The organism is Clostridium sp. CS001, from assembly GCF_020443565.1.
Taxonomy (GTDB): Bacteria; Bacillota; Clostridia; order Clostridiales; family Clostridiaceae; genus Clostridium_AD.
On the sequence record NZ_JAIZZN010000026.1, the window covers coordinates 1 to 19,326 of the forward strand.

A 19,326-nucleotide genomic window follows, 5' to 3' on the forward strand; every position below is an offset into this window, starting at 1 on the left:
AGTTGCTAGTAATCGCGAATCAGCATGTCGCGGTGAATACGTTCCCGGGCCTTGTACACACCGCCCGTCACACCATGAGAGCTGGTAACACCCGAAGTCCGTGAGGTAACCGTAAGGAGCCAGCGGCCGAAGGTGGGATTAGTGATTGGGGTGAAGTCGTAACAAGGTAGCCGTAGGAGAACCTGCGGCTGGATCACCTCCTTTCTAGGGAGTCGGTACAAAGACTTCGGTCTTCGTAACAGAAGAATTTAATTATTCTTCAGACTAAATATATCTATCGTAATTAATCGTACCTACTTCTCTGTTTAATTTTGAGAGACTAATAGTCTAAAAGATGTAATGAGCAACTGTATAAGCACTATTTAGTGTATATAGTTGCTCATTTTATTTTTTTGTTATATAAGATATACTTTGATATAATATCTATAGAGTGTTTATAAGAATAAAAGAATAAAGATAGGTAATAATGATTATAAATCATTTATAAGGAGAAGCAAATGAATTTAATAGCAGCGGTTGATTTAAATTGGGGAATTGGGTACAAATGCGAATTATTAGAGAAGATACCAGAAGATATGAAGCAGTTTAAAGAAAAAACTTTAGGAAAGGTAATTGTTATGGGTAGAACTACATTTGAAACTTTGCCTAATGGTAATCCTTTAGTTCAAAGAATTAACATAGTGCTTACTAGAAATAAAAACTATAACTGTGAAGGAGTGATTTTATGCCACTCCTTAGAAGAACTTTTTAAGCAATTGAAAAAGTACAATGATGAAGATATATTTATAATAGGTGGAGAAGAAATATATTCACAGCTACTTCCGTATTGTAACAAGGCATTTATAACTAAAATATATAAAGAGTGTGTACATGATAAAGTATTAGTGAATTTGGATAACCATAATCATTGGGAAAAAGTTTCAACTAGTAAAAGGGAAGAATTTAGAGAAGGAATATATTATAATTTTAATACTTATGTAAAAAACAATAATAAGTAATATAAAAATAAAACTTCCGCAAATCTTGTGGAAGTTTTATTTTGGTTATAAAAAAGTCATAATTAAATCCTTAATAAGCAAATGTCATATTTCCAGTAGAAACAGCTACTGGCTTTGAAGTTAACCATTTGTTTGTTACTGTATTGTCATAAAAATATAATGCTCCCTTAGTTGGGTCCACTCCTTTTAAAACTTCATTTGCTGCAGCAATTGCACTTCGAGAAGCTGGATTTTTAATTGTACCATTCATTACTGGAGTGAATTGGTAGTAACCAGAACTTATCTCGTTAATTACTCCCTTAATACTGCTTGGGAACAACGGACTTTGAACTCTGTTAATTACTACACCTCCTACGCAGAGCATAGCGTTGTAGCTCTCACCGCCTGCCTCAGCAGTTATTAGCCTAGCCAATAAATCTATGTCACTAGAAGTGTACGGAATAACTCCAGGGGCTTTCTCAGGTGTAGCTTGTACACTTGTTGGGAAAATTGGAATATTTAGAATTTGTCCAGGGTAAATAGTATTGTTCCATTTATTATTTGCAATTCTTATTTTATCTAATGAAATGTTATATTTTTTTGCTACAAGGTAAAGGGTATCTCCGCTAACTACCTTATAAGTATTTGTTGGTACGTCTAGGACTTGTCCAGGATATATGTTAAAGTTTGATAGTTTATTATTTTTAACCAAAACATTGGTAGTTGTGTTGTAGGCGCTGCTGATTTTAAATAAGGTATCACCTGGTTTAACTTGATATGGAGCAGCTTGTACTGCTTTACTACTGACTAAAACTATGGATAAAGCTAGTAAAGTATTTCTTAAACTTAATTTAAGCATAATGAATCCTCCTTTAGTAGCCTACGAGGTTAGTTGACGGATTCGGGTTAAAGGTACCCTACTCTAAATAAGAGATTCACCCCATAAGATATCCCCCGTTCCCCATTTAGGAGATTCGGCAATGTATGGTTACCATTGTAACAGAGAAGAACTAATCTATCTATATTAAAACACTGGTACTTATGGTAGTGTATGGTACAGGGAGCACATATATTAAAGTTAGATAATCAACTTTGTTTTAAAATTTATTCTGCTTCTAAGGCTATGACTAGATTATATAAACCAATTTTGCAGAATTTAAACTTAACTTATCCGCAATACTTAGTAATGTTAATTTTATGGGAGTTTGAAAAGATATCCTTTAAGGATATGAGTAATAATTTAAAGATGAAAACTGGAACGTTAACTCCTATCCTAAATAACTTAGAAAGTCAGGGACGGTTATGTAGAATAAAAGACGAAAATGATAACAGAAAGATTTATATTCATATTACATTGAAAGGCATAAAGCTTAAAGAGAAAGCATTAAGTGTACCCAACGAAATAAGTTGTACCGCAAATCTTTCAATGAAGGAATATTTGAGGTACATGAAAGAATTTGATGAGTTACTTAGGAAATTAGATGAAGTTGAGAAATATAGGTACTAGGGTTAAACTATAAAATTGAAAATAATGAAGTTGAACAGGGGAGATGTTAATATGAACAGGATAAGTGGAGTAGTGGCTGCCATGGGGGCAATTGTAGTTTATATGGTGCTTAAGAACAATATATCACCAAGAAATTTAGGGGCGAATAACGGAAAATTAGTTAAAATGCCGAACAAACCAAGTGCTGTATCTTCTCAAACTTATGAAAAAGATAAAAAAGTTGCAGCTATGGAGTTTAAAGGAAATTTAGAGGCTTCAAAGGAAAAGGTTATTAGCACAATTGAAAGTTATGGAGATGCTAAAATAATTAAAAATGAAAATAATTATATATATGCGGTATTTACCACTGGAAAAATGAAATTTCATGATGACGTAGAGTTTTACTTTGATGAAAGTGAAAATCTTATCCATTTTAGGTCAGCTTCAAGAATTGGATATTCAGATATGGGATTAAATAGGGAAAGGTATAATAAATTAAGAGAAGCTTATTATAAATAGAATGATTCCCTAAAATAAATATCTTAAGTTACATATAGTTTTTTAAGAATTTGCAAATACTATAAGTATAAAAGAAACAATATAATAAATATTTAACGAGGAGAAGCACAGGAGGCGTTATTTTGGAAAAAAGTAATAATAGAGAGGTAACTAGAGAGAAGAAGAAGGGAAGAAAAGGAGCTTATATTAGTGAAGTGCAGAAGTTCCATAAACCAGAAGGTTATGAAGACGCTTTTAAAAAATACTATCCTAAAGAAAAATGAGGACTTACTGCAAATAGGACTATAAGTTATATGTTTCAAATCAAAGAACCAAGCTCCTTAGTAGAGCTTGGTTCTTTGATTTCTTATGAAGGAGAGTTGATTTCTACATATTTAAATTCAAATTTATTAAAATTATTATACATTAAATTTTTGATTTCTTTTTTGTAGAAGAATTGAGAATTTGTGAATACGCTAGGTGAAATTACTCCTTCTTCATATATTAGAAGATCTTCTGCTCTCTTTAAATATTCAAATCTTTCCTTAGAATCCATAGTGATGTTTGCATTTAAAATTAATTCATCATATTCTTTGTTGACAAAACCGGTATTAAAAATCTCAGATGATGCAGTCCATATGTCAAGATAAGTGAGGGGATTATTATAGTCGCCCATCCATGCAGATTGAAATATTTGATATTTCCCTTCATCTGTATTTTTTATACACCTAGCCCACTCTTCATATTGGATTTTAAGGTCTACACCTAAAATATCCTTATAACTTTTTTGCATAAACTCGCCAAAGCTAATATCTTTTGGGGAAGTGCCAGACATTAGTAAAGTTATATCCATTTTTAATGGATTAGTGTTTTCGCCAATTTCTTTTAAACCTTCGATAAGTAATGCTTTAGGATCTTTATTTTCTTCAATAAGCTTTATAACAGGATCTTTAATTACTTTTTTTCTGAAACTTTCACCTGATATTTGAATTGATGGTGGACAGAAGCCATAAGCAGGCTCAGCTATTCCATTATATAGCTCTTTAACTTTTTCAGTTCTATTTTCAGCTAATATTAATGCCTTTCTTATTTTTGAATTCTTTAAGTATCTATCTTTTTGATTAAACATAGTATAGTTCACTACACCCTTATCCACACTCAATGAATTATATTTACCAGTACTTTGAAGTTTTTCATTCCATTCGGGTAGAGTATTTTCTATAACGTCTATATTTCCAAGGGAAAATTCATTCATTTTGGCATTGACCTCTCTAATGATACTTAAATTTATATTTTGTAATTTAACGCTACTGTTGTCCCAATAGTAAGGATTTTTTTCTAAAACCATTTTATTTTGATGTATCCAACTTGTTGGTAAGAAAGGACCGTTACATACTAGTGTATCTACTTCTTGTCCGTAAGTATCCTTATATTTATCTACAACATCTAATCTCTGAGGTTTCATAATATTAAGATAAGTAAGCTCTAAGAAATAAGGACAAGGTTTTTCTAAAGTTATCTCAAGTGTATTAGAATCAAGAGCTTTTACTCCAATTTCATCTTTATTATTTAATTTTCCACTGTTATAACTCACAGAACTTTTTATTGGTAATAATAAGAAGGAGTACATAGAACCACTTGTAGGGTCAAGACTTCTAAGTATACTATCCACATAATGTTGTGCTGTAACCTTCACACCATCTGACCAATAATTATCTCTTAGGTGAAAAGTCCATACATCACCATTTTCGTTGCATTCCCATTTAAAAGCACCAGCAGGAGCAATGTAATTTATTCCATCTTCTCTCTGCTGCATCCTAGTAAGTCCCTCGTAGATTTCACTTATTATTTGATTGCTGTTATTATCTGTTGCAAGTGAAATATCTAGAGTTCTTGGATCAAAGTTTATGCTAGTATTTAATACTTGAGGTACCTTTGAGGGAATGTTTTCTAGGTTAAAGTTTAATGGATAGGCATCATCATATTCTCCATATTTATTGGAATACATGCCTTTTTCACCTGCACGTTTTACTCGTATAGCAAATCGATAGTGCGAAGGTTTTAGTTTTAGATAAGATAAATCAATTTTAGTTAAATTAGCTCCAGGCTGAGGGGTTGTCCATCCGGATAGCATACCTGGAACTGTTATTAAACTCCAGTTGACATTCTTAGTGTTTTCTTCTATATAAAATATTTGATGTTGAACCATACCCTCATAGTTTTTTGTAGTAATGAGCAAATTATTAGTATCTATAATCTCAGAGCTTGATATTGAAGGTAATGATTTTTCAGGTAGTGCATTTACCTTGATGCTAAGTCCCAAATTAATAGTTAATAACATCACAAAACATAATAAGGCATTAGATAGTTTTTTAAATTTGATTTTCATTGTTACAACTCCTTCCTATATATATGAGTATTGTAACACTGTTCATTAAATGTTACAATATTACATAAGAGGCTTTATGATTGTAACGTATGATTCATTTATATTTAAAGGGGGTTTCTATGTTTAAGTTCACAATTATAATCATCCTAGGAATTATTCTAGCAGTTGGTAGTGTAATATTTGTCATTAAAAACTTCTTAGTAGACTATAAGGGAAGTGATAATGGATTTAAGAATGTAGGAGATATACTTTTAATAGTTATTTCCTTATTATGCTCTTTAATAAGTGTATGGGAAGGTTTTGGCATTGTGCAAATATTAACTAGATTAGAAACACCATCTGGTATGACAGAACAAATGATAGAGATGTTAGAAAAAACTGTTCTAGAATATTCGAAAGATGTAAACACAGCAATTATAGTGGGGTATGTTTGTTTTGTGTTTGCATATTTAATATTTATGTCTATTCAAAAGGAAATACAGCGAGAAATAGATAGACCTAAAAGAAGGTGGGATTGGAACAAATTAAATAAAAACTAAAAATATCAGCTTATTTGAAAAAAATCTAATACGCTGATGCTTTTTAGTGGAAAGTAATAACCTAAACGTTTATAATTAGTATGAATATCATGGAACTAGGGGGCTTATTTATGTTAGGTACAATTATAAACGCAATATCAATATTAGTTGGAGGGCTTATTGGTTCTTTATTTAAAAATAAGATTTCTACTGCCTATAATGAGACGATTATGAAAGCACTTGGACTCTCTGTAATTCTGATTGGACTAAAGGGTGCACTACAAGTTAATGATATATTATTATTAATTATTAGTCTTACAATAGGAACTTTAATTGGCGAAATGTTGAAGATTGAAAAAGGAATGGAAAAGATAGGTACTTGTCTAGAAAGTAAATTCGCAAAGCAAGGCGGTCTCGCTAATGGATTTGTTACAGCTAGTTTAGTATATTGCGTTGGTGCAATGGCTATAATGGGCGCCTTGGAGAGCGGACTTTCTAATAAACATGATATACTAAAGGCTAAGTCTTTAATAGATGGTATATCTGCAGTTATTTTTGCATCTTCCTTAGGAATAGGAGTATGCTTTTCCGCTATTTCGGTTTTTATATATCAAGGGACAATAACTTTAACAGCTGCGTTTATGAAACCATTTTTAATAGCTTCTGTAGTAAATGAAATGTCTGCTATTGGAGGATTATTAATTGTAGCAATTGGTGCAAACATGCTAGAAATTAAAAGAATAAGAGTTGGGAATATGCTCCCAGCTATTTTCATTCCGCTTATATATTACATACTTAGGTCTATTTTTGGATTTTAGCATAATCCTAAAATTGTATTAAGCATTAAAATAAAAAAAGGTATAGAATACCATGAGAAGAGCTAAATAGAATAATTTATTTAGCTGAAAAACTTGCTTTTTTAAAAAAACAGTATTATACTTGTAAATAAGATTTAAGATATTAGTTTTCTATTTTATATTAATAATGTAAATAACAAAAACTGTGATGAGAACCAGTAGTAAAACAGTTTCTTTTACAGAGAGCTCCCATAGCTGAGAAAGAGCAAAGAATAGTATTATGAATACATCTCTGAGTTGCACACCAAATCCATTTAAGATTTATATTTATGTGGTAGTAGGCTGTTGCCGGAATCCTTGCATCCGTTAAAGTGCTAGAGTATAAACGCATATTATGTGTCGTACTTGAAGAGGTTAATATGGCAACGTATTAATAAATTGGGGTGGTAACACGGGATTTTACTCTCGTCCTCTAGATTTTCTAGAGGATGGGAGTTTTTTGTTGTATTTAAAACTATATATTTTATAAGTTGAAAGAAGGAGGAATTATAATGATTAACATTAATGAACAAATTAAAATAATATCTAAAGGTGAAGCTGAAATAATTGACTTGGAAGAATTAAAACAAAAACTTACAAAGGCAGAGGAAGGCAATAGGCAGCTTACAGTTAAACTTGGGCTAGACCCCACAGCGCCAGATATTCATCTAGGCCATACAGTAGTTTTAAGAAAAGCAAGGCAAATACAGGACTTAGGACATAAGGTTATCATAATTATTGGTGATTTTACTGGCATGATTGGAGATCCTTCGGGAAGATCAAAAACAAGAAAGGAGCTTACCCGGGAGGAAGTATTGATAAATGCAGAAACTTATAAAAAACAAATGTTTAAAATACTTGATCCAGATAAAACAGAAGTTATGTTTAATAGTGACTGGTTATCAAAACTTAATTTTAAAGATGTTATTAACTTAGCGTCGAAATACACAGTGACTAGAATGCTAGAACGAGAAGATTTTAAAAATAGATTTAAAGCACAACAGCCCATTGCAATTCATGAGTTTATGTACCCCTTAATGCAGGGATATGATTCAATAGCCATAAAGTCTGATATTGAACTTGGTGGAACTGATCAACGGTTTAATATTTTAATGGGAAGAACTCTTCAAAAGGAATATAATGAAGATAAGCAAATTGCAATATTCATGCCTCTTTTAGAAGGGACAGATGGAACTTTAAAGATGAGTAAAAGTCTTGGAAATTATATCGGAATAGATGAAAGTTCCAATGATATGTATAGCAAAGTCATGACTATACCAGATGAGCTTATTATAAAATACTATGAGCTGGTAACGGATATTCATCCAGATGGAATTAAAAAAATTAAAAAAGAATTAGAAAACGGGAAAGTTAATCCTAGGGATATAAAGATGAAACTAGCTAAGGAAATTGTTAAGTTATATCATGGTGAAATCGTAGCGGTGGAATCCGAAGAGTATTTTAAAGCAGTGTTTCAAAAGAAGGATATTCCAGAGGATATTAAAGAAATAGAGATTATAAATAACTCTAATATAAAAGAACAAGCTTCTATTTTTAAAATAATAGCTGATATGGGGTTTGCTAATAGCAATAGAGAAGCAAAGCGTTTAGTTGAACAGGGCGGGGTAAAATTAAATGGAGAAAGGATATCATTACAAGAAACTATTGAATTAAAGAATGAGGATATAATTCAATGTGGTAAAAGGAATTTTGTGAAAATTGTTATGAAATAGAAGCGACATAACTCTTTTTAATGTGAAATATGTAAATAAAAGGACTTCAGGAATATTAATATTCTTGAAGTCCTTTTACTTATATATTATTAGGTTACTTAATTTCTAAAGTACTAGTATCAAGCCAGTTCCAATCAGGTTTAAGGCTCTTTATATCATCTACAAGTTGATATAAAGCTAAATCAGCTTGTTTTGCCTCAAGCATTACATCAAAGTCTATTCCTAAAGGAATGCACATTTCAATAAACTCGATGAAAGATGCTGCGTCAATGAAATCCGCATGTTTTTTATCTTTATCTCCAGCCTTTGGTGTTGAAAAATGTACTTTAGGTGGAAGAGGCTCACCTTCCCAAGTATCAAATATGTCTTTTAACATAGGTTCTAGTTCTTCGCCACCATTATTGCAAAGATGATGATGTACATCTAGTACCATAGGCTTATTTATGTCTTTACAAATATTTAGTACTTCTTTTGTAGTAAAGCTTTTATCATCATTTTCAAATATTAATAGATTCGATAGTTCTTGTGGTAAGTTATTAAAGTTTTTATAAAATCTTTCTGTAGCGGCTAATTTTCCGCCTTCTTTTCCACCGATATGTAATACCATTTTACCTAAAGGATAATTAATATCTTGGAAAAGATTTGAATGATATTGTAGATTTTTAATAGTAGTTTTTAACACTTCTTCTTTAGAAGTATTTAAGACATTGGATTCGTCAGGATGCATATCCACTCTTAAGTCGTTATTTCTAATATAATTTCCAAGCCACTCAAAATCCATTTTTAAAATTCTTCTAAATTCCCAATCTGTAACTTCGGGATGATTTGCTAAAGGAATTAAAGCGGAAGTTATTCTGTAAAAGTGGATATTGTTTTTTACTGTGTACTCTAGAATCTTATACAAATCATTAACGTTTGATACTGCCACCTTTTGTAGCTTTTCAAGCTTATCTCTATCCGTGGATTGTTTAGTATATGTAGAATAAGTTACTGTACTGGAAGAAGTTACTTTTCCCAGCTTTAAAGCCGTAGCCACATAGCCTAATCTTATTTGCATGATATCACTCCTCATATAATATAGTTTTACCAATGAATATAAATTAAAACATCTTTACTAACTGACATTCTTTAATATATTTTAAATATTACTTAATCATATAAAAAAATAATGTATAAATTTTCATGTGATTAAGCATAAACAATATTTTAAATGTTTTTTAAAAACATCTTATTAAATAAATATAATATTTGAATATATGTTAGAACAAGCACAAACTCAATTATACCACATTTGTATAGTGTGTGTAAAATAATATACAAATAATCAAATAAATATTTACAAATTGTGAGGAATTGCACTACAGATAGTCATGAAATATAGAAAGTAATAAGTTAGGAGTTTAATAATTCAAAGAGTAGCTGTTCAATAAAATGAATCTATTCCTTTTATTGGAATACCAATGATTATCTTTGTTCCTACATTAGGGTTACTTTCAACTACAATGGAACCATTATGTTTTCCAATAATCCATTTTGCAATTGATAAACCAAGGCCTGTTCCACCGCTTTCTTTGGCCCTTGATTTGTCACATCTATAAAATCTATTAAAAATATAAGGAAGATCCTCTTTAGGAATACCCATTCCGTTATCTATAATTTCAAGTACTAAATCCTTCTTTTTAACATAGGCATTTAATTCAATGTTTCCACCTGTTGGTGTATACTTTATGCTATTATCAATAAAAACTCTTAGTGCTTGTTTTAATAATTTTTTATCTGCATAGATAGCTATATTTTCATTGATATTGGATAAAATGCTATGTTCCAAGTCAATGAGTCTTGTTTCTTTTATAATTTCATTTACAAGTTCATTGATATGAAACATTTCTTTTTCTATTTTCTGAGTATGATTATCACTTCTTGCAAGAAAGAGAAGCTTTTCTACTAATTGCTGCATGTTTTCAGATTCACATTTAATTGCAGCTATAGATTCATCTAAAACCTCTTTGTCATCTTTTCCCCAACGATGAAGCATATTTGCATAACCTTGTATAACAGATATAGGAGTTCTAAGTTCATGTGAGGCATCTGAAACAAATTGATTTTGAATTTCATAGGAACTTTGTATTCGATCTAACATATCGTTGAAGGTGATTGCTAGATCTTTTAACTCATCATATGAATTGCTAACGTTCAATCTAGTTTCTAAAGCATTAATTGAAATAGCTTTTGTAGTTTTTGTCATATGTTTTATAGGTAGAAGCATTTTTTTGCTGAATTTAGAACCGATGCTTAATGTAAAAATTAAAGATAATATATTTATAAAGAAGATAATAAAGATAAAAGCTACCCAATATTCATTTTCTTTTTCAATGCTTTTAGAAAGTTGAAGAAAAAGAATTTTATCACTGATTGTTACTTTACTAGTAACAAAGATAAGATTTTGGTTTATTTCATTAATTAAAGGGGTATTAGAATCCTCCTTATAAAAAGAAAGATTTTTCTTATCCTTTTGAGTAGAAGTAATAAGAGCTTCTTTTTCATCAAAAATACTTAAGGTTATATATTTTATGTTAGAAAAATTATCAACATTTAGATTTTCAAGGATTTTCTCTGATTTAGCATAATTAGTAGCTAGTAAGCTATATTTAGTAAGCTCATCATTCACCTGCTTTAAAAGAAAATACCTAAAGCCAATAATTAAACTAGTGCTTAATAAAAATAGTATAGTAGAAAAAATCAGAGTGTAGACTGCAGTCATTTTAAAGCTAATTGAAAATCTTAATCTTCTTTGAATGTTACTAGTTAATTGTTCTAATAATTTTGGCAGAATACCCAATATTATTTTTATTGCTTTAAAAAGAAACTTTAAGCATTGTGATATAAATTCAAAAAAAATCTTTGAGTTATTCATCTTTTAAAAGATATCCCACCCCTCTTACAGTATGGATAAATTTCTTATTAAATCTATCATCTATTTTGCTTCTTAAATATCTAATATATACATCTACCACATTGGTATCCCCCATATATTCATATCCCCATACAGTATCTATGATTTTATTTCTTGTAAGAACAATATTTTTATTTTCCATCAAATATTTTAATAAATCAAATTCCGTTTTAGTTAATTCTATAGGTATGTTTTCAAAAGTGACCATATGTTGATCTAGGTCAATAGAAAGTTCTCCAATGGATAACAAATTAGTGGTTCTTTTAAATATTGGCGTCTTTTTTAGAGTTGTTCTTATCCTTGCTAGTAGTTCCTCAATAGCAAATGGCTTTGTCATATAATCATCAGCACCAATATCAAGACCCATAACTTTATCCATTATTTCATCCTTGGCAGTTAGCATGATAACAGGAACGGCAGATAATTGTCTTAATCTTCTCAATACTTCTAGACCATTTATAGAAGGTAGCATAACATCAAGAATTATCACATCAAAAGTTTGATTTATAGCAAGGGTTAGCCCTTCGCGTCCGTCATGACACTGACTAACTGCATAACCCTCGTAGGTTAACTCTAGTTCGAGAAAGCGAGCTATTTTTATTTCGTCTTCAATTATTAAAATTTTTTGTCCGCTCATACACCGTAACCCCCCAAAAGCACTATATCAAAAAACTAAATACTATGTTTTTAAATTTACTATATTAGTTTTATTATATATTATTTTAAATATAATTGCAGAAAATTATATTTATATTTTAAATGCTAAAAGATATAAAAAATAACCTACATTAGTAAAATGCAGGTTATTATGGAGCTACTCAGATTTTAATTCTTCGGTGATTTTTGCGGATGCTTTGTTAAAAGCAGTGGACATTTTATCAAAAACATTAATTACTTCTAAATCTTCATGATCTTTCTTTTGTATTCGTATTTTATGGTTAGTAACTAAGAGTAATATAAATCCTGCAATGACTATAGGAGTCGCTACTACTGTCAGTATTGTGAGTATAGTTAAAGAGATATTTAGCACCACACTATCATTTTTTTTAACTATTAATTTCATTTCATTACCTTTTTTTATAAGTTTTTTTATAACATTTAAAAAGCTATTTTGTCTGCAACTGTCCTTCTCAGGCTTGATTTTGTTTTGTTTTTCAAGAAATACTAAAGCCTCAATAAGGTTCCCATTACATTGTTCTAAAGCATTTTTAGCATCCTCATAACTTACATTAGCTCTTTTTCTTAATTCATCAACTTGGTCTAAATTTATTGACATATAAATTCCTCCTCAGGTATTAACCATTTTATTGGCTAATCTCTATATTTTTATTATAGAAGGGGAGGATTAGAAATTTATTAGTACAACATTAGAATTACATTAGAATTAAAATCAAAATCATCATAAGCTTTTCTATAATTTTCTCTTTTTCTGAGTATAGTAATCCAGCTTAGTCCAGTTTGGGCAGATTCAAGAGCAAGAAATTCAAAATGCTTTCTGCCCTCATGGACTGGTACCCCTCATTCCTCATCGTGATACTTCATATATAGCGGGTCATTTCCGCATCAGTCACATATTGTCTTAAACATTTAAAAGCCTTGGGCATTTAGAACCATTAACAAACCACTGACACTTTTTACATTCTAGACATGAAATAGGTTCTAAATCTATTTTAATTTTATTAGCAAAATTAGGTTCCACAAGATGTGCTTTGCCTAAAGCTATAAAATCTACCATATGGCTGTCTAAAATGAATTCAGCTTCAGCCTTAGTGCGTATACCGTTTACAGCTATTACTGGTATAGTTACATGCTTTTTTATTTCTGTGCCTAGATAGACGATCCAATTATAAGGAAAGTCCTTAGGTAATTCAGGAGTAGTGCCATCAGATATTCCAGCAGACACATGTAGTAGGTCGATTCCAAGACTCTGTAAATTTTTTGCGACTTCTATACCTTTGTCTAACGTAGGAGCGTTTCCACCTATTCTATAACCGAGTATAAAGTTTTCTGAAACTACTGTTTTAATTTTATCTATAATTTCACTAACAAATGTCATTCTCTTTGTTAAGGTTCCGCCATATTTATCTTCTCTTTTGTTTATAACAGGGGATATAAATTGGTCAATTAAATAACCGTGAGCGCCATGTAACTCAATACCATCTAAACCGGCAAGGTCAGCTCTTTTAGCAGCATTAACAAAGTTTTCTTGTATTTCATATATTTCTTGACCAGTGAGTTCTCTAGCAGTCTGTCCATTTTTATCAATGGAAGAAGGTGCCACTGCTGCACTTGTTACATCATTAGGGGTCTTAAAACCTGCATGATGGATTTGTACAAGAACTGTTGCGCCATGCTTGTGACAGGCATCAGCAATTAATTTTAATCCCCCAATGTGATCATCACTCCATATGCCCAGTTGTGTGTTTGAAAGCCGGCCATTTTTTTGTACGCTATGGGCTTCAAGTATAATAAGTCCAGCCCCACCTTTAGCCAAATTTTCATAATGCTCAATATGAGCTTTTGAAGTTATGCCACTTTCATCAGACCATCCAAAGCAAACCATAGGTGGAACTACTATCCTGTTTTTTACTTGGTGGCCCTTGATTGTTATATTTGAAAATAAGTTATTCATAGAAATACCTCCCATTTAGTTTGGAATTAAGAAGCAACTACTAGTTGTTTCCTGTAGATTTTCTTTTAAAGTTAAGACAGTTCTTCATTTTTAAATAAAGAATTCAAATAAATCACTCCTAAAATTAAATTAGAATTATTAAAATTTCCTAAAGTAGGACTCTTAATATTAATTATAATATAATTATGCATTATAGCAACAATAACTAACTGAGGTAGGCCTTGATAAAAATAATATACTACAAACATATATTTTTATAGAAATTATACATTCAAACATGGTATAATGAAAACTTATGAGTTAAAAATATGTTTAGGCTATGCTTAAAAATTATATATGAAACAATGAGAGGAAGTTAAAATGAGTAACATGAAATTTGAGGAATTTAATATTAGTGAAGAGATACTAAAAGCAATTGATAATTTAGGATATAAAAGTCCTTCAGAGGTCCAAGTCGCAGTAATACCTGTAGCTCTTAAAGGAAAAGATATCATAGTAAAATCACAAACAGGTAGTGGGAAAACCGCAGCTTTTGCTATTCCACTCTGTGAAAGTGCAGATATAGAGGAAACAGAGCCTCAAGCACTTATATTAACACCTACTAGAGAGCTAGCTCTTCAGGTAAGTCAAGACATAACGCACATTGGTAGATATAAAAAGATTAGAGCTGTAGCTGTTTTTGGAAAGCAGCCTATAGAGCTACAAAAGAAACAGCTTAAGCAAAGAGTGCATGTAGTAGTAGGGACTCCAGGAAGAACCTTAGATCATATCGAAAGAGGCACAATTAATCTAGATAAAATAAAATATTTAATTTTGGATGAAGCAGATGAAATGCTAAGTATGGGATTTATAGAGCAAGTAGAAGAGGTTATTAAGGCTGTGCCTAAAAATAGAGTAACTATGTTGTTCTCAGCTACAATTCCGGAATCTATTGAAGCTATTTGTACTAAATACATGATAAGCCCTGTTAAAATAGAAATAAGCCCTGAGAAATTAACCGTGGAAAAAATTGATCAAGTATGCTATGAAGTAGAAGAAGACAAGAAAATGAGTGTTCTTAAGAGAACACTTTATATTGAAAATCCAGATTCTTGTATAGTATTTTGTAGGACAAAAGAAAATGTTGATTCTATAACTAGCCAAATGAAAAATCGTCATTATTCATGTATTAAAATACATGGAGGCATGCTTCAAAGTGATAGATTGGATGCCATGGAAAGATTTAAAAAAGGTGAATTTAGATTTTTAGTTGCTACAGATGTTGCTGCTAGAGGGATTGATGTGGAAGATATAACTCATATTATAAATTATGATTTACCACTAGAAAAAGAAAATTACGTGCATAGAATAGGAAGAACAGGGCGTGCTGGAAAAAAAGGAAAAGCTATAACTTTTACAACTCACTATGAGAAGAGATTTTTGCAAAACATAGAAAACTATATTGGCATGGAGATACCTAAAAAGCCAATTCCATCAAAGGAAGAATCTGAGCCATACAAAGATGAATTTTATCAAAAAAATGATGCTAAACCTGTTATTAAAAAGACTAAAGCATCTAATTTTAGTAAGGAAATAATGAAAATATATATAAGTGCGGGTAAAAAGAAAAAAATAAGAACTGTTGATATTGTTGGGACTATATGCAATATTGAGGGTGTTAGCGCTGAAGATATAGGTATTATAGATATTCAAGATAATTTCTCTCATGTAGACATTATGGGAGGTAAGGGCAAACTAGTACTCGAAACCCTTAAAAAATCAACAATAAAGGGAAAATCCATAAGAGTAGAGAAGGCAAACAAATAACCAATAAATATAAAATTATTTCTTAATAATTTACTTTTTATTGAGAATATAACCATTACATGATACAATAATAGTATATTTTATATGGTTATACAAAATTAATTTTGGAATAACTGAAAGGGAAAAGAGGGGTTAATTTGAATATTGTTATTGTTGGTGCGGGTATGGGTGGATACGACATGTTAAGCTCACTAATGGGATTAGAGAATGCAAAGGTCCAAATGATTATTGATAAAAATCCGAATGCTCCAGGTATAGAACTAGCCAAAACTTTTAAAATTGCACATTCTCAAAAATTAGATGATATAAATGTAAACAATACAGATATTATTATTGAAGTTACAGGAAGCGAGAACTTAAAGAACGTTTTAAAAGAAAAATTCGAAGATAAGTGCACTATAATTGATTCTAAAGCAGCGCTTTTATTAAGTATGCTAGTTAAAAAGGATGCACAGAGAAATGAAAAAATAAGCAAAGATGTAAGCATTATCAAAGATACTTCAGAAATAATTAAAAATGAGTTAAATGAGATTTCTTCATCTGTAAATAATATTCATGATGTTAGTAGTAGTTTATTGAAATCAATAAACTTGTCAAAGGAACATATTGCTGAAAGTGATAAGATTATTAAGTATTTTAATGATATATCTAAGCAAACTAAGATTTTGGGTATAAATGCGTCTATCGAATCTGCTAGGGCAGGGGAACATGGAAGAGGCTTCTCTGTAGTTGCTATGGAAGTCCAAAAGTTAGCAAATAACAGCGGAGAATTTGCTAAGGAAATAAATATTATTTTGACAAAATTATCTGAAGAGATAACAAATATAAATAATGAGATTAACCATATTGACGAGCAATCAGATATTCAAATAGCAGCATCAAAAAAGGTTAATTTTGCTGTGAGTAAATTGGTAGAAGAAACTATTAGTTAAGCAGAGTTTGTAAGTAATTTAATTAACTTATAATACATAGTTAGCCATTTATAATAAAAACCAAGTTGGATCTACGGATACCTAACTTGGTTTTTGTTGTTGCATCTTAAAATGTAGGTGCAAATAATTCTTTGGTTATACTAATGGGGAATTTTATTTAACTGAGCAATTTTTAAATCTTCGTAAAATATTGCAATTGAACTATACATATATGGAGTTAACCACAAAAAACCTATTCCAAGGGTAATTATTGAAAGTAGTGACCAACCTATAAAACTTAAATGTAAGCAAAATAGCTTCCATTTAAAACCCATCATCATTTCTTTGCTTTTTATTAGGGCCTCCATTGCACTTAATTCTGGATTGTCGCTTAATATATAGAAGATCATGGAGTAGCTGTAAGATGCCATTATTCCTGGTATTATAAAAATCAATGTCCAAAGAAGAGTAAATATGGTTGTTAATAGTTGTGCTATTACGGAAGAAGAAAATCTTTTAAAACCATCAAATAGATTTTCAAATACGAAGGATTCATGTCTAACAAACTTTAAAAAACAGGTGGAAAGGCCTAGTGTAAGAGGTCCAGACAATATAATACCTATAACTATTCCAAGATAAGGAATATAAGCCGGTATGCCACATAATATTGAGAACGTTAGGCATAATAAAATAGTACTTCCCCAATTTCCCTTAAGTTGATTTCTTGCTAAGGTCCTAATGTTAGCGTTTGTTTTCACAAATTGATTGTCAAATTGCATAGGTTTCCTCCTTTAAAATAGTCAAATAATTATTTCTTTTATATTCTACTAATAATTACATTGACTTATGTTAAAAAATATAAAGATAGAGAAAAATAAAAAATGTTGAAAAATACAATATAAATACTCTTTAATATGTGTTAAAATATAAAAGTTGTGGGAAAGATTTAGTTAAGAATGATTTTCTAGAAACAAACAAATAGATAATATTGTGTAGTTCAATCATAATACATGTTTTATAATATAGAGAATGTATTGTTAGAAGTAATATTATCTGTTAAAAAGGAGTGCTACAATGAAAACATTTCAAGAATTAGTAAATGAGACTTTAGAGGTTGAAGATTTAGAAGAATTAGAATCAGCAGCAGATTTATTTCAGTTTGGCATTGAAAAAGGATATTATAATAAACGACAAGCAGATCAATTTAACATTGCCTATTGGAAAATGAAGAATAAGTGCTTAGCTTATGATGTTGCCAAAGAAATAAAAGGTAATAAATTAGATATAATCAGTATGGTTACTAGTGCGCCTGCTGAAATTAAAGACAATAGAAATGAACTTATTAATTATGTGAATGGAAGATTTAAAGCATTAAAAGGTAAAGTAAATGGAATTAAGTAATATTGCTATTTTAAGTAGCAATGAAGAAACTGAAGTTATATAAAGTTAGAATACTTGATTTAAACTTCAAATAAAGGGTGTATAATGCATTAAGTGATTAAACTTAGTACAATATGCACCCTTCATTAATTCCAAATAAATTTTATTTAAATAGGACATGTGTCATATAGAAGCTCAAATTTATATGTTAGGCTTATAAGGAAGGAATAATTAAGGAATGGAGGGAATCAAATGTATAAAGCATCAGCTGTATTTATAGGTATATTAATTACTATAATGGTTACATTTAATGGAGTTTTAGCAAGTTCCACAGGACAATATGTGTCAATATTAATAATTCATATAGTTGGGCTTATGGCCATAATTATTATTTTAATGTTTAAAAGGGAGAAGATTAAGCTACATAGGAATATTCCGCTTTATCTATTTAGTGGTGGGTCAATTGGAGTTTTGGTAGTGTTTTTAAATAATTTATGTTTTAGTTATCTTGGAGCATCTTTAACATTATCATTGGGGCTCTTTGGACAATTAGTATTGGCATCCTTTATAGATCACTATGGCCTATTTGGTATGGATATTTATAAGTTTAAAAAGAAAAAAATCATTGGGTTTGCCATAGTATTTTTAGGGCTAGTTACAATGATAAAATATTAGATGGGGGGAAGTTATGTTATATATAATTTTAGCAGTTTTAGGTGGATGTATTACTATAGTAGCTATGATTATAAATTCGTATTTAGCTAAAAAGATAGGAGTTTTCCAAGGTACTCTTATGAATTATATAGTAGGTTTATTAAGTACTATATTATTATTTGCTATAGTAGGCAATTCTTTAAGTTTTTCTTTAGATAGTTTTGGCAAAATACCATTTTGGGCTTTTCTAGGTGGAATTGTAGGGGTAATGGTTGTTGCCAGTTCTAATATTATAATTCCTAAGATACCTATTATATACACTAGCTTGCTTATATTTGTTGGACAGCTTTTTACAGGGATACTAATTGATTATTTAAGGATAGGATTTGTTTCAAAGGGAAAGATTATAGGGGGATTATTAATTCTAATAGGCCTAATATATAATTCTAATGTTGATAAGAAAGAATTAGTTATTAACAAATTATAAAAACTAAGTGATTAGAGGGATAAACTCAAAATCACTTAGTTTTTTTATTTGGAAATATGTAATTTT

General features: G+C 30.3%; 20 protein-coding genes, 1 rRNA gene, 1 pseudogene, 1 riboswitch and 1 other annotated feature. Of the genes and pseudogenes, 13 read left to right on the forward strand and 9 right to left on the reverse strand.

Features of this window, described 5'->3' with window-relative positions:
- Positions 1–204: ribosomal RNA gene (locus LGK97_RS15115) — 16S ribosomal RNA — on the forward strand; the annotation flags it as partial.
- A gap of 293 nt (positions 205–497) precedes the next feature.
- Positions 498–998: a dihydrofolate reductase gene (locus tag LGK97_RS15120; protein ID WP_226260586.1), complete on the forward strand. Its 501-nt coding sequence runs from the start codon at positions 498–500 to the stop codon at positions 996–998.
- 70 nt (positions 999–1,068) lie between these two features.
- Here the strand turns inward: LGK97_RS15120 and LGK97_RS15125 are convergent, their stop codons facing one another.
- Positions 1,069–1,836, reverse strand: a complete 768-nt coding sequence (locus LGK97_RS15125; RefSeq protein WP_226260587.1) for a LysM peptidoglycan-binding domain-containing protein — start codon at positions 1,834–1,836, stop codon at positions 1,069–1,071.
- 3 nt (positions 1,837–1,839) lie between these two features.
- Positions 1,840–1,967: riboswitch (cyclic di-AMP (ydaO/yuaA leader) on the reverse strand.
- Between the two features lie 61 nt (positions 1,968–2,028).
- Between LGK97_RS15125 and LGK97_RS15130 the strand changes: the two genes are divergently transcribed.
- From LGK97_RS15130 to LGK97_RS15140, 3 genes are all read left to right on the forward strand, one after another.
- Positions 2,029–2,484: a MarR family winged helix-turn-helix transcriptional regulator gene (locus LGK97_RS15130; RefSeq protein ID WP_226260588.1), complete on the forward strand. Its 456-nt coding sequence runs from the start codon at positions 2,029–2,031 to the stop codon at positions 2,482–2,484.
- A gap of 51 nt (positions 2,485–2,535) precedes the next feature.
- Positions 2,536–2,982 (forward strand): DUF1499 domain-containing protein, encoded by a 447-nt coding sequence (locus LGK97_RS15135; RefSeq protein WP_226260589.1) that lies wholly within the window; start codon positions 2,536–2,538, stop codon positions 2,980–2,982.
- Between the two features lie 122 nt (positions 2,983–3,104).
- Entirely contained in the window at positions 3,105–3,245 is a 141-nt protein-coding gene (locus tag LGK97_RS15140) for a hypothetical protein (protein WP_226260590.1), read from the forward strand.
- 83 nt (positions 3,246–3,328) lie between these two features.
- Here the strand turns inward: LGK97_RS15140 and LGK97_RS15145 are convergent, their stop codons facing one another.
- A complete protein-coding gene (locus LGK97_RS15145) occupies positions 3,329–5,350 on the reverse strand; it encodes a peptide ABC transporter substrate-binding protein (protein WP_226260591.1) in 2,022 nt (673 codons plus the stop codon).
- A gap of 119 nt (positions 5,351–5,469) precedes the next feature.
- Between LGK97_RS15145 and LGK97_RS15150 the strand changes: the two genes are divergently transcribed.
- The 3 genes from LGK97_RS15150 to tyrS all read left to right on the forward strand — a co-directional run bounded on the left by LGK97_RS15150 (position 5,470) and on the right by tyrS (position 8,437).
- A complete protein-coding gene (locus tag LGK97_RS15150; protein ID WP_226260592.1) occupies positions 5,470–5,889 on the forward strand; it encodes a hypothetical protein in 420 nt (139 codons plus the stop codon).
- A 110-nt stretch (positions 5,890–5,999) separates the two neighbouring features.
- A complete protein-coding gene (locus LGK97_RS15155; protein WP_226260593.1) occupies positions 6,000–6,686 on the forward strand; it encodes a DUF554 domain-containing protein in 687 nt (228 codons plus the stop codon).
- 175 nt (positions 6,687–6,861) lie between these two features.
- Positions 6,862–7,141 (forward strand) — a binding site (T-box leader).
- A gap of 75 nt (positions 7,142–7,216) precedes the next feature.
- A complete protein-coding gene (tyrS, locus tag LGK97_RS15160) occupies positions 7,217–8,437 on the forward strand; it encodes a tyrosine--tRNA ligase (protein WP_226260594.1) in 1,221 nt (406 codons plus the stop codon).
- Between the two features lie 94 nt (positions 8,438–8,531).
- Here tyrS and uvsE read toward each other — a convergent pair whose 3' ends face one another.
- The 6 genes and pseudogenes from uvsE to LGK97_RS15190 form a co-directional block, all read right to left on the reverse strand.
- Entirely contained in the window at positions 8,532–9,494 is a 963-nt protein-coding gene (gene uvsE, locus LGK97_RS15165; RefSeq protein ID WP_226260595.1) for a UV DNA damage repair endonuclease UvsE, read from the reverse strand.
- Positions 9,495–9,860: 366 nt separating this feature from the next.
- Positions 9,861–11,351 (reverse strand): sensor histidine kinase, encoded by a 1,491-nt coding sequence (locus LGK97_RS15170; RefSeq protein ID WP_226260596.1) that lies wholly within the window; start codon positions 11,349–11,351, stop codon positions 9,861–9,863.
- Positions 11,344–12,027, reverse strand: coding sequence for a response regulator transcription factor (locus LGK97_RS15175; RefSeq protein WP_226260597.1), 684 nt, complete (start codon positions 12,025–12,027; stop codon positions 11,344–11,346). The genes LGK97_RS15170 and LGK97_RS15175 overlap by 8 nt, the downstream gene beginning before the upstream one ends.
- 177 nt (positions 12,028–12,204) lie before the next feature.
- Positions 12,205–12,666, reverse strand: coding sequence for a DUF4342 domain-containing protein (locus tag LGK97_RS15180; RefSeq protein ID WP_226260598.1), 462 nt, complete (start codon positions 12,664–12,666; stop codon positions 12,205–12,207).
- Between the two features lie 80 nt (positions 12,667–12,746).
- A pseudogene (locus LGK97_RS15185) lies at positions 12,747–12,896 on the reverse strand (DNA-3-methyladenine glycosylase I); the annotation flags it as partial.
- 73 nt (positions 12,897–12,969) lie between these two features.
- Positions 12,970–14,022: a tRNA-dihydrouridine synthase gene (locus LGK97_RS15190; protein WP_226260599.1), complete on the reverse strand. Its 1,053-nt coding sequence runs from the start codon at positions 14,020–14,022 to the stop codon at positions 12,970–12,972.
- Between the two features lie 360 nt (positions 14,023–14,382).
- Here LGK97_RS15190 and LGK97_RS15195 point away from each other — a divergent pair, with 360 nt between their 5' ends.
- Positions 14,383–15,828, forward strand: a complete 1,446-nt coding sequence (locus tag LGK97_RS15195; protein WP_226260600.1) for a DEAD/DEAH box helicase — start codon at positions 14,383–14,385, stop codon at positions 15,826–15,828.
- Positions 15,829–15,965: 137 nt separating this feature from the next.
- Complete coding sequence (locus LGK97_RS19965; RefSeq protein WP_319001574.1) at positions 15,966–16,760, forward strand: methyl-accepting chemotaxis protein; 795 nt, start codon at positions 15,966–15,968, stop codon at positions 16,758–16,760.
- Positions 16,761–16,900: 140 nt separating this feature from the next.
- On the opposite strand, the gene LGK97_RS15205 is transcribed toward LGK97_RS19965, so the two are convergent.
- Positions 16,901–17,518, reverse strand: coding sequence for a DUF975 family protein (locus tag LGK97_RS15205; RefSeq protein ID WP_226260601.1), 618 nt, complete (start codon positions 17,516–17,518; stop codon positions 16,901–16,903).
- A gap of 295 nt (positions 17,519–17,813) precedes the next feature.
- On the opposite strand from LGK97_RS15205, the gene LGK97_RS15210 reads away from it, so the two are divergent.
- The 3 genes from LGK97_RS15210 (at position 17,814) to LGK97_RS15220 (ending at position 19,260) form a co-directional block, all read left to right on the forward strand.
- Positions 17,814–18,140 (forward strand): hypothetical protein, encoded by a 327-nt coding sequence (locus LGK97_RS15210; protein WP_226260602.1) that lies wholly within the window; start codon positions 17,814–17,816, stop codon positions 18,138–18,140.
- A 231-nt stretch (positions 18,141–18,371) separates the two neighbouring features.
- A complete protein-coding gene (locus LGK97_RS15215; RefSeq protein ID WP_226260603.1) occupies positions 18,372–18,794 on the forward strand; it encodes a DMT family transporter in 423 nt (140 codons plus the stop codon).
- Positions 18,795–18,807: 13 nt separating this feature from the next.
- Positions 18,808–19,260: a DMT family transporter gene (locus tag LGK97_RS15220; protein ID WP_226260604.1), complete on the forward strand. Its 453-nt coding sequence runs from the start codon at positions 18,808–18,810 to the stop codon at positions 19,258–19,260.
- Positions 19,261–19,326 lie beyond the last annotated feature (66 nt).

Bases quoted from the DNA above. Each gene is read 5' to 3' on its own strand.
- LGK97_RS15150 (WP_226260592.1), top strand. From the start codon at position 5,470: ATGTTTAAGTTCACAATTATAATCATCCTAGGAATTATTCTAGCAGTT.
- LGK97_RS15220 (WP_226260604.1), top strand. From the start codon at position 18,808: ATGTTATATATAATTTTAGCAGTTTTAGGTGGATGTATTACTATAGTA.
- LGK97_RS15170 (WP_226260596.1), bottom strand. From the start codon at position 11,351: ATGAATAACTCAAAGATTTTTTTTGAATTTATATCACAATGCTTAAAG.
- uvsE (WP_226260595.1), bottom strand. From the start codon at position 9,494: ATGCAAATAAGATTAGGCTATGTGGCTACGGCTTTAAAGCTGGGAAAA.
- LGK97_RS15155 (WP_226260593.1), top strand. From the start codon at position 6,000: ATGTTAGGTACAATTATAAACGCAATATCAATATTAGTTGGAGGGCTT.
- LGK97_RS15195 (WP_226260600.1), top strand. From the start codon at position 14,383: ATGAGTAACATGAAATTTGAGGAATTTAATATTAGTGAAGAGATACTA.
- LGK97_RS15180 (WP_226260598.1), bottom strand. From the start codon at position 12,666: ATGTCAATAAATTTAGACCAAGTTGATGAATTAAGAAAAAGAGCTAAT.
- LGK97_RS15205 (WP_226260601.1), bottom strand. From the start codon at position 17,518: ATGCAATTTGACAATCAATTTGTGAAAACAAACGCTAACATTAGGACC.
- LGK97_RS15130 (WP_226260588.1), top strand. From the start codon at position 2,029: ATGGTACAGGGAGCACATATATTAAAGTTAGATAATCAACTTTGTTTT.
- LGK97_RS15145 (WP_226260591.1), bottom strand. From the start codon at position 5,350: ATGAAAATCAAATTTAAAAAACTATCTAATGCCTTATTATGTTTTGTG.
- LGK97_RS15190 (WP_226260599.1), bottom strand. From the start codon at position 14,022: ATGAATAACTTATTTTCAAATATAACAATCAAGGGCCACCAAGTAAAA.
- LGK97_RS15120 (WP_226260586.1), top strand. From the start codon at position 498: ATGAATTTAATAGCAGCGGTTGATTTAAATTGGGGAATTGGGTACAAA.
- LGK97_RS15175 (WP_226260597.1), bottom strand. From the start codon at position 12,027: ATGAGCGGACAAAAAATTTTAATAATTGAAGACGAAATAAAAATAGCT.
- LGK97_RS15215 (WP_226260603.1), top strand. From the start codon at position 18,372: ATGTATAAAGCATCAGCTGTATTTATAGGTATATTAATTACTATAATG.
- LGK97_RS15135 (WP_226260589.1), top strand. From the start codon at position 2,536: ATGAACAGGATAAGTGGAGTAGTGGCTGCCATGGGGGCAATTGTAGTT.
- tyrS (WP_226260594.1), top strand. From the start codon at position 7,217: ATGATTAACATTAATGAACAAATTAAAATAATATCTAAAGGTGAAGCT.
- LGK97_RS15210 (WP_226260602.1), top strand. From the start codon at position 17,814: ATGAAAACATTTCAAGAATTAGTAAATGAGACTTTAGAGGTTGAAGAT.
- LGK97_RS15125 (WP_226260587.1), bottom strand. From the start codon at position 1,836: ATGCTTAAATTAAGTTTAAGAAATACTTTACTAGCTTTATCCATAGTT.